Origin of the sequence: Streptomyces sp. UW30 (assembly GCF_008042075.1) — a bacterium.
Lineage (GTDB): Bacteria > Actinomycetota > Actinomycetes > Streptomycetales > Streptomycetaceae > Streptomyces.
The window spans coordinates 1-6,495 of sequence record NZ_RDBN01000094.1 but is presented as its reverse complement, the minus strand read 5'-3'; the positions used below and the strand labels follow the sequence as shown (position 1 = coordinate 6,495).

The following is a 6,495-nucleotide window of genomic DNA, read 5'->3' as shown; positions in this document are numbered from 1 at the left end:
CCCGCCCCCGCGCGTCGGCCGCGGCCGTACCGGACGGGCGTCATCGCTGCCGACGGTCAGCCGCTGGTCCGGTCGTACGTCGTCGTATGGGAACGCGAGCGGGACGATCTTGAGCGGCGGCGGCTTCAGCGTCAGCGGCGCCGGGCGGAGGCCCTCGCCGTTCAGGGGCGGGACTACTTCCCTTGGGAGGCCGCCGTATGAGCGGCACGTGGCGTCCCCGCAGCATCGGCGTCGACTCCGCTACCGGCAAGGAGGCGTTCGTCGTCGCGCGGCCCGGCAGCTTTCTTGAGGGGCTGGCCGACGTGCAGGCCCTGGAGACCGCGGGTGTCCTGGTGGCGGTCGTCGGGGCCGTGCTGGAGGCCGGGGAGGCGTCGGAAGTCGAACTTGCCGCCCTCGTATCGCCGTTGCATGCGGCGCTTGAGGAAGTCGTCGGGATGATGACGGTGGACGCCACGGCCGACGATGGGGTGGAAGACGGGGATTGATGGCGCAGCGGCCTCCGTCGCCGGTGCCCTGGCGAGGGGGCAGCCGCTGGGTGTCGCGGCCCCGTTCGTGCCTCATGCGCCCGCGCTTGGGCCTCACGGCCCGTCAGGGCGGGGCTGATGACGGGAGGGGGGGAGCGGGCGAAGGCGCCCAGGCCCTTCGAGTTGCCCCGGTCGGTCAGGCCGTTCATAGTCCCGACGTCTCTGCAGAACCCCGCGGTTGACGCACGCCCAGACGCCGGTCACCGGAGTATCTCCGCCGGACTACGGCAGGTCACCTACGAGCCCTTCACTCATCCGCTCGATCTCCTCGCTGGACCTAGTCAGTCCCTCCTCGCGGCCGCGATCTCGCCGGGGCTTGGCGAAGCGCCCCGCCCTGCCCGACAGGGCGGGGCGGGGCGTGGAGAAGGGTCGGCTCCGCGCGCACGGGGGAATTGCGGAGCCGCCGGGTGCCGATGACCAGTCAGCGCCTCATCTCCGCACCGGGAAGGGCAAGCCTCTCGCTGGCGGGAGTATCGGCTCCCTCCCGGAGCTCAGGTGTTCCGCGGCGAGATGTCACGGCTCCCGACGGTCCTGCACCTTGATGGCAGCCGCCAGGAGCGCCGCCGTGAGGGATGCCGCATAGACACAGGCCAGGTAGGGCCCGCCGGGGAAGGAGACGCCGCCGGACTGGCCCTGAAAGTCGCTCAGCGCCAGGAACGGCAGCCACGGGCCGATATCGATCCCCGCCAGCCAGTCACCCGTGGCCGACAGAGCCGGTTCGACGACCAGAGCCCAGACCAGTACGACGGTGATGGTCGCGCCACCGCTCTTCAGGAGGAGACCGATGGCAAGGCTCAGCACGGCCACGATGGCGAGTGAGACAGGAAGGGCGAGGAGCTGACGCCATTCGAGCCCGCTGGAGGGCACGACATTGGCGTCGGGCGCCACGACGGCCGCGACGGCGACTCCCCCCGCCCCCAACAGGATTCCCATCAGCGCCGCGAGCGTCGCGATCACCCCGGCCTTGCCCAGCAACAGCCGTGGCCACGACGGCACGGCGAGACGGGACTGCCAGATCGTGCCCGTACGGAACTCCATCGTCGCGCTGCGGGCCGCGAACACCATGACCAGGAACTGCGCGAAGGCGGGACCGACCATCACTTCGGATATGCCGGGCTCCTCACCTTCCATGGGGGAACGCACAGCGAGGCCACTGAGGGCGAGCGACACGACTGTGGTGATGCCCAGAAGCCATGGTGTGGAGGTGAGCGAGCGAAGCTTGTAAGCCTCGGCTTTCAGCACGGCGGTGCTGGTCATACGGCCCTCTCTTCCGCCGGTCGCACCGAGCCCCGGTACTCCACCGAGGTGCCCGTGAGCTGGAGGTAGGCATCCTCGACGGTGCCGCGGCGCGGAGTCAGTTCGTACAGCACGAGGCCGGCCCCGGCCACGGCTCTGCCGATGTCCTCGCAGCTCAGACCACTGACCAGCAGGGGCGGGGCGGACGGATCCGCGCCCGGCCCGCCGTCGTCCACGGTGGCGCCCGCCTGCGTGAGCAGTTCGCGCAGGCGACCGGGCTCCGGACCGCGTACGACCACTTCCCCCTGCGTGGCGGCGCCGACCGCGGTGAGTTCTGCGATGGAGCACTGCTTGATGAGTTGCCCGCGGCCGATCACCACCACCTCGTCGGCCAGCTGTGCCATCTCCGCGAGCAGGTGGCTGGATACGAGGACGCTGCGTCCTTCGGCCGCCAGTTGTCTGAGAAGCCCGCGCATCCATGCGATGCCCTCAGGGTCAAGGCCGTTCGCGGGCTCGTCCAGAATCAGGATTCCGGGGTCCCCCAGCAACGCGCCGGCCAGTCCAAGACGTTGGGCCATGCCGAGAGAGAAGCCTCCGACCCGCTGGTCCGCCACCTCAAGGAGCCCGACCCGGGACAGAACCTCGTCCACACGGCCGACGGGAATCCGGTTGCTGTGGGCGAGCCACGTCAGGTGAGCCCGTGCACCGCGCTTGGGGTGCGCCCATCGCGCGTCCAGCAACGCGCCCACGACGCGCAACGGCTCGGCGTGCTCGTGATAACTGCGCCCCTGGATACGGGCCGTACCGCTGTCCGGTCTGGTCAGGCCGAGCGTCATGCGCAGTGTTGTGCTCTTGCCGGCACCGTTCGGTCCCAGGAATCCGGTGACGGATCCCGGGCGCACGGTGAACGACAGGCCGTCGACCACGCGCTTCTTCCCGTACGCCTTGGTCAGATCAGCGATCTCGATCGTAGACATCGGTGACACCCCGCCTCATCAGGCCGTGACGAGCTGGTGAACCACCGCGAATCCGGCGATCAGCAGCAGAAGGACCACCCAGGCGGCCTTGCCGAGGGCGAGGCCGCGTCGCACCGCGCGCACGCACTCGACCAGCCCGATCAGCGCCGCCAGCAGGCCTATGCCGCCGATCGCCGCGCCCACGACGTACGCCCAGGTGTGGTCGCCCAGAGTGCGCAGCAGCAGGGCGGCAACGCCGAGCGGAATCAACGGCCAGGCATCGCCACTCACTGAGGCCGGAGCCTCGTTCGGCGTTACGGAGGGCCTTCCTTTACTCATGTCTTCCTTGAGTCGTCGAAGTGAAATGCGGCGGGAGGCGAGAGGAGAGGGGGGTGCGGTGTGCGGGCCTCGGAACGAAAAGGTTCCGAGGCCCGCACACCGCTTCGCCACTGCCCGAGCCGCTCTGCGGCGCCCCGGGCAGACGGCCCGGACCTCAGAGGCCGATGAAGTCCCGCACGGCCGAGTAGACCTCGTAGACCGTGGCACCAAGCTCGATCGTCTTGCGGACGAGCCACGGCACGTAGCGCTCGTAAGCCCTCTTGAACGCGTTGTAGCCCGCCTTGGCCGCGTCCTTGAGCTTCTTCCAGGTGCCGGAGCCGAGGTCCTTGAGCTTGTTGATGATCCAGGTCCACCGGCCCCTCTCCCCGGCCCGGTCGGCCCCGGCCTCGGTCGAAGCCGTACCCGTCGCGCCGGCGGTCGAGGCCGACGACGTCAGCTTCACCTCGGCGGCCGAGGACACCGCACGGTGAGTGTCCAGCGTCTGGACCTGGACGACGCCGGTGGGGCGAGCCTGAGGCATCGCGGAGGCGGCCGGGGCGCCAACGCCTATGAGCGCGCCGACGAGCACCGTGCTCGCGATGATGCGGTTCTTGTTCAAGGAATCCTCCGTGAGTCAACTGCCAAGTCGCCGACACCGGTTGGTCGGCGGCCAGCACAGGTTCACGAGGCCCTCTCTTCGCGATCGCTTCGTCGCGACTCCTGGTTTTCTCAGGCATGTGGGGATCATGCCCCTCAGGTGTCTCCGAAGCGTCTCCAAACCACCTCCTCCGCTGGTCAGCTGGCTCGATGGTGTCCGTTCACCACACTCGTTGAATCGCTTTTCGCGGCTTGCCTGAACTCGTCGTGCCGAGTGGATAGACCTTGATGTTCGTGATCAGCTCTTGTTATTGCTAAGGCATGTGATGCGCGTTTGCTGACCACTTCGTCGCATCCGACGGGCAGGTCTCTCCCGGAGAGCGAGCGGCTGATCCGTCGTTCCAGACAAATGGAGACAGGGGGACTTATGTCGAGATCGATGACCGGTGCCACGAGAGATCGTGGTTCCGTTCAGCTCCGGTTACTGGGCCATGACGGCGTTCACCTCGCTGATGACGAGTCCTACCGCCTGCCGCCGCAGACTGCGGAGCTCCTGGCCTACCTCGAACTGCGCGAAGGGCGGACCGCTCGGCGCCCCGCGATCATCAGGTCCCTGTGGCCTGACAAGGCGGAGCGCCTCGGGCGGCGCAGGCTGAGCCGACTGCTGTGGCGGGTGAACCAGGCAGCACCCCGGGAGCTGGTGATCGCGGAGGGCGAGACCGTACGCCTCTCGGATGTGCTCACCAGTGACTGGCAGTTGGCACATGACGCTCTCACCCACCCGGACTGGCCGCACACTCCATCCCTCGCGACCGAGCTCGAGCTGCTGCAGCTCCCTTTGTTGGTCGACGTGCATTCGCCTTGGGTTGAGGAACACCAAAGGACGTGGGATCAGCGGAGGTTTTATGCCCTGCGTGAAGCGAGCGAGATTCTGCTGTCCGGCGAGCGACTGCGGGAGGCTGTCGAGATCGCGGAAATCCTGGTCACGTGGGAACCGCTGGACGAGCCCAGCCACCTCCTTCTCATACGCGGCCACATGAAGCTGGGAGCCCCGGGAAAGTCCACCGAGTTGTACCAGGAATTCCGGCGCCGCCTGCGGAAGGAGCTCGGAGTCGAGCCCGCGTTCGAGCTCGCCCATGCGGCAGCCCTGGCCGGATGATCACGGCTGAGCCAATATGGCTCGGGACGTCTACGTAATATGCGGACCAGCCGAAGCCGTCATCGACCCGGCCAAGGGCAACTCTGCGCCACTCACCGTTTTCTATCAGCCATTCGGAACGGTGGCCCGCCCTCATCTGAGTACAAGTGCTCATGCGCCTGATCAGGCTTCGGTGTTGGGTGATCCGGGTGACTGTGGACTGGCACTGCCGGTAGTTGGAGTTTCTGGTGCGGCTTCGAATGCGAGCGTGCCGCGAAGCGGCTGGCCGAGGCGTCCGGGGCGATGGCTCAGGCGCAGGCGCCGATTCCGCGTGACGTCGGCAGCGCGCAGGCGAATCTGGACGCGGCACGGGCGTCGCGTAACGACCCGGACGCGGGGGCGGTAGCGGCCAAGTCGGAGAGCCAGCTTGCGGCGCCGGCGGGGTACAAGGAGCGGGTGCGCCAGCAAGTGGCGGCGCAGATGGGGAAGCTGGGGCAAACGTATGCGTGGTCGGCCACGCAGGTGGATGCGCTGGAACACGCGGATGGGCAGCGATTCGGTGGCCACGCTGCCTGAGAGCCCGCCGTCTCCGACGGTTGTGACAGGCGGCCTGCCCGGCCCGGAGCAGGTGAATGGCGGCGCCTTCGCAGACCGGCCTGACTCGTCCGGTGTTCGACAACAGAGTCGGCGTTCCGGTCAACAGGCCAGCCGGGCAGGGGCGGGTTCCTGGGGCGGGCGGGATGTCGTTCCAGTCTGGGCAAGGCCCGACGTCGTCGGGATGATGGCGGCGGACGCCGTGGTGGACGGGGAGTGACGGCGCAACGGGCCGCGGCGGGTGCCGTGGCCCGTTGCGGGCAGTGCTGGGGACGGAGAGTGGAGAGGGCGACGCCGCCCGAGGGTCAGTGCTCGGTGACGTTTGTCGTGATCAGGCGTAGGAGCTGCTTGGCCAGGGTGTCCTGCTGTGGGGTCAGGCCCATCGCGTCACCGATGGCGAGCGGGACGGTGGTCGCGCGGTCGCGGAGCTCGGCGCCGGCCTCGGTGAGGCGGATCGCGACCGAGCGCTCGTCGTCCCGGCGGCGCTCGCGGCGCAGCAGACCGCCCGCTTCGAGGCGCTTGAGCAGCGGGGAGAGGGTGCTGGACTCCAGTTGGAGGGCCGCGCCCAGGTCGCGTACGGAGATCGAGTCCCGCTCCCAGAGGACGAGCATGACCAGGTACTGCGGGTAGGTCAGGCCCAGTTCGTCGAGCAGGGGGCGGTAGCGCGCGGTCACGGCGCGGGAGGCGGCGTAGAGCGCGAAGCAGAGCTGGTCGTCCAGGAGGAGGGAGCTGGAGTCCTCCGGGGGCGGCTCGGTGGCTGTGTTCATGGAGGGCTCCTGCCGGCGGCGCTTCGGGTCCCCTCGATTCTATCGGGAGATACATCATCGTGCCCTAATTGGTTGTGCACGACTTAATAGTGCGCTACTTTCGTCGACGACCTTGCGCCCCTCGGCCGGCCCCAGATCGAACAGGTACGGCGGGTTCGCGGTGGCCTCGGCGAAGGCCTGGGCGGCGGGCTCCAGGACGGGGCGGGCGGGATGTCGTTCCAGTCTGGGCAAGGCCCGACGTCGTCGGGATGATGGCGGCGGACGCCGTGGTGGACGGGGAGTGACGGCGCAACGGGCCGCGGCGGGTGCCGTGGCCCGTTGCGGGCAGTGCTGGGGACGGAGAGTGGAGAGGGCGACGCCGCCCG

At 68.8% G+C, this 6,495-nt stretch carries 8 protein-coding genes and 2 pseudogenes; 4 read left to right on the top strand and 6 right to left on the bottom strand.

Annotated elements, in window-relative coordinates; all coding sequences use genetic code 11:
• Together EAO75_RS44210 and EAO75_RS44205 are read left to right on the top strand one after the other, a co-directional pair.
• A pseudogene (locus EAO75_RS44210) lies at positions 1-201 on the top strand (hypothetical protein); the annotation flags it as partial.
• Positions 198-485, top strand: a complete 288-nt coding sequence (locus EAO75_RS44205) for a hypothetical protein (protein WP_148000779.1) — start codon at positions 198-200, stop codon at positions 483-485. The pseudogene EAO75_RS44210 and the gene EAO75_RS44205, both read left to right, overlap by 4 nt.
• A 552-nt stretch (positions 486-1,037) precedes the next feature.
• On the opposite strand, the gene EAO75_RS44200 is transcribed toward EAO75_RS44205, so the two are convergent.
• The 4 genes from EAO75_RS44200 to EAO75_RS44185 all read right to left on the bottom strand — a co-directional run bounded on the left by EAO75_RS44200 (position 1,038) and on the right by EAO75_RS44185 (position 3,653).
• Positions 1,038-1,781, bottom strand: a complete 744-nt coding sequence (locus EAO75_RS44200; RefSeq protein WP_148000778.1) for a hypothetical protein — start codon at positions 1,779-1,781, stop codon at positions 1,038-1,040.
• On the bottom strand, positions 1,778-2,737 hold the full coding sequence (locus EAO75_RS44195; protein WP_148000777.1) for an ATP-binding cassette domain-containing protein: 960 nt from the start codon (positions 2,735-2,737) through the stop codon (positions 1,778-1,780). The genes EAO75_RS44200 and EAO75_RS44195 overlap by 4 nt, the downstream gene beginning before the upstream one ends.
• A gap of 18 nt (positions 2,738-2,755) precedes the next feature.
• On the bottom strand, positions 2,756-3,007 hold the full coding sequence (locus EAO75_RS44190; protein WP_148000776.1) for a hypothetical protein: 252 nt from the start codon (positions 3,005-3,007) through the stop codon (positions 2,756-2,758).
• Between the two features lie 202 nt (positions 3,008-3,209).
• Entirely contained in the window at positions 3,210-3,653 is a 444-nt protein-coding gene (locus EAO75_RS44185) for a hypothetical protein (RefSeq protein ID WP_148000775.1), read from the bottom strand.
• 417 nt (positions 3,654-4,070) lie between these two features.
• Between EAO75_RS44185 and EAO75_RS44180 the strand changes: the two genes are divergently transcribed.
• Together EAO75_RS44180 and EAO75_RS44175 are read left to right on the top strand one after the other, a co-directional pair.
• A complete protein-coding gene (locus EAO75_RS44180; protein ID WP_187284853.1) occupies positions 4,071-4,790 on the top strand; it encodes a BTAD domain-containing putative transcriptional regulator in 720 nt (239 codons plus the stop codon).
• Between the two features lie 282 nt (positions 4,791-5,072).
• Positions 5,073-5,345 carry a hypothetical protein gene (locus EAO75_RS44175; protein WP_148000773.1) on the top strand — a complete coding sequence of 91 codons (273 nt, stop codon included), beginning with the start codon at positions 5,073-5,075 and terminating at the stop codon, positions 5,343-5,345.
• Positions 5,346-5,668: 323 nt separating this feature from the next.
• Here EAO75_RS44175 and EAO75_RS44170 read toward each other — a convergent pair whose 3' ends face one another.
• Both EAO75_RS44170 and EAO75_RS48835 read right to left on the bottom strand, forming a co-directional pair.
• Complete coding sequence (locus EAO75_RS44170; RefSeq protein WP_148000772.1) at positions 5,669-6,130, bottom strand: MarR family winged helix-turn-helix transcriptional regulator; 462 nt, start codon at positions 6,128-6,130, stop codon at positions 5,669-5,671.
• Positions 6,131-6,229: 99 nt separating this feature from the next.
• A pseudogene (locus EAO75_RS48835) lies at positions 6,230-6,352 on the bottom strand (esterase); the annotation flags it as partial.
• Positions 6,353-6,495: the final 143 nt, after the last annotated feature.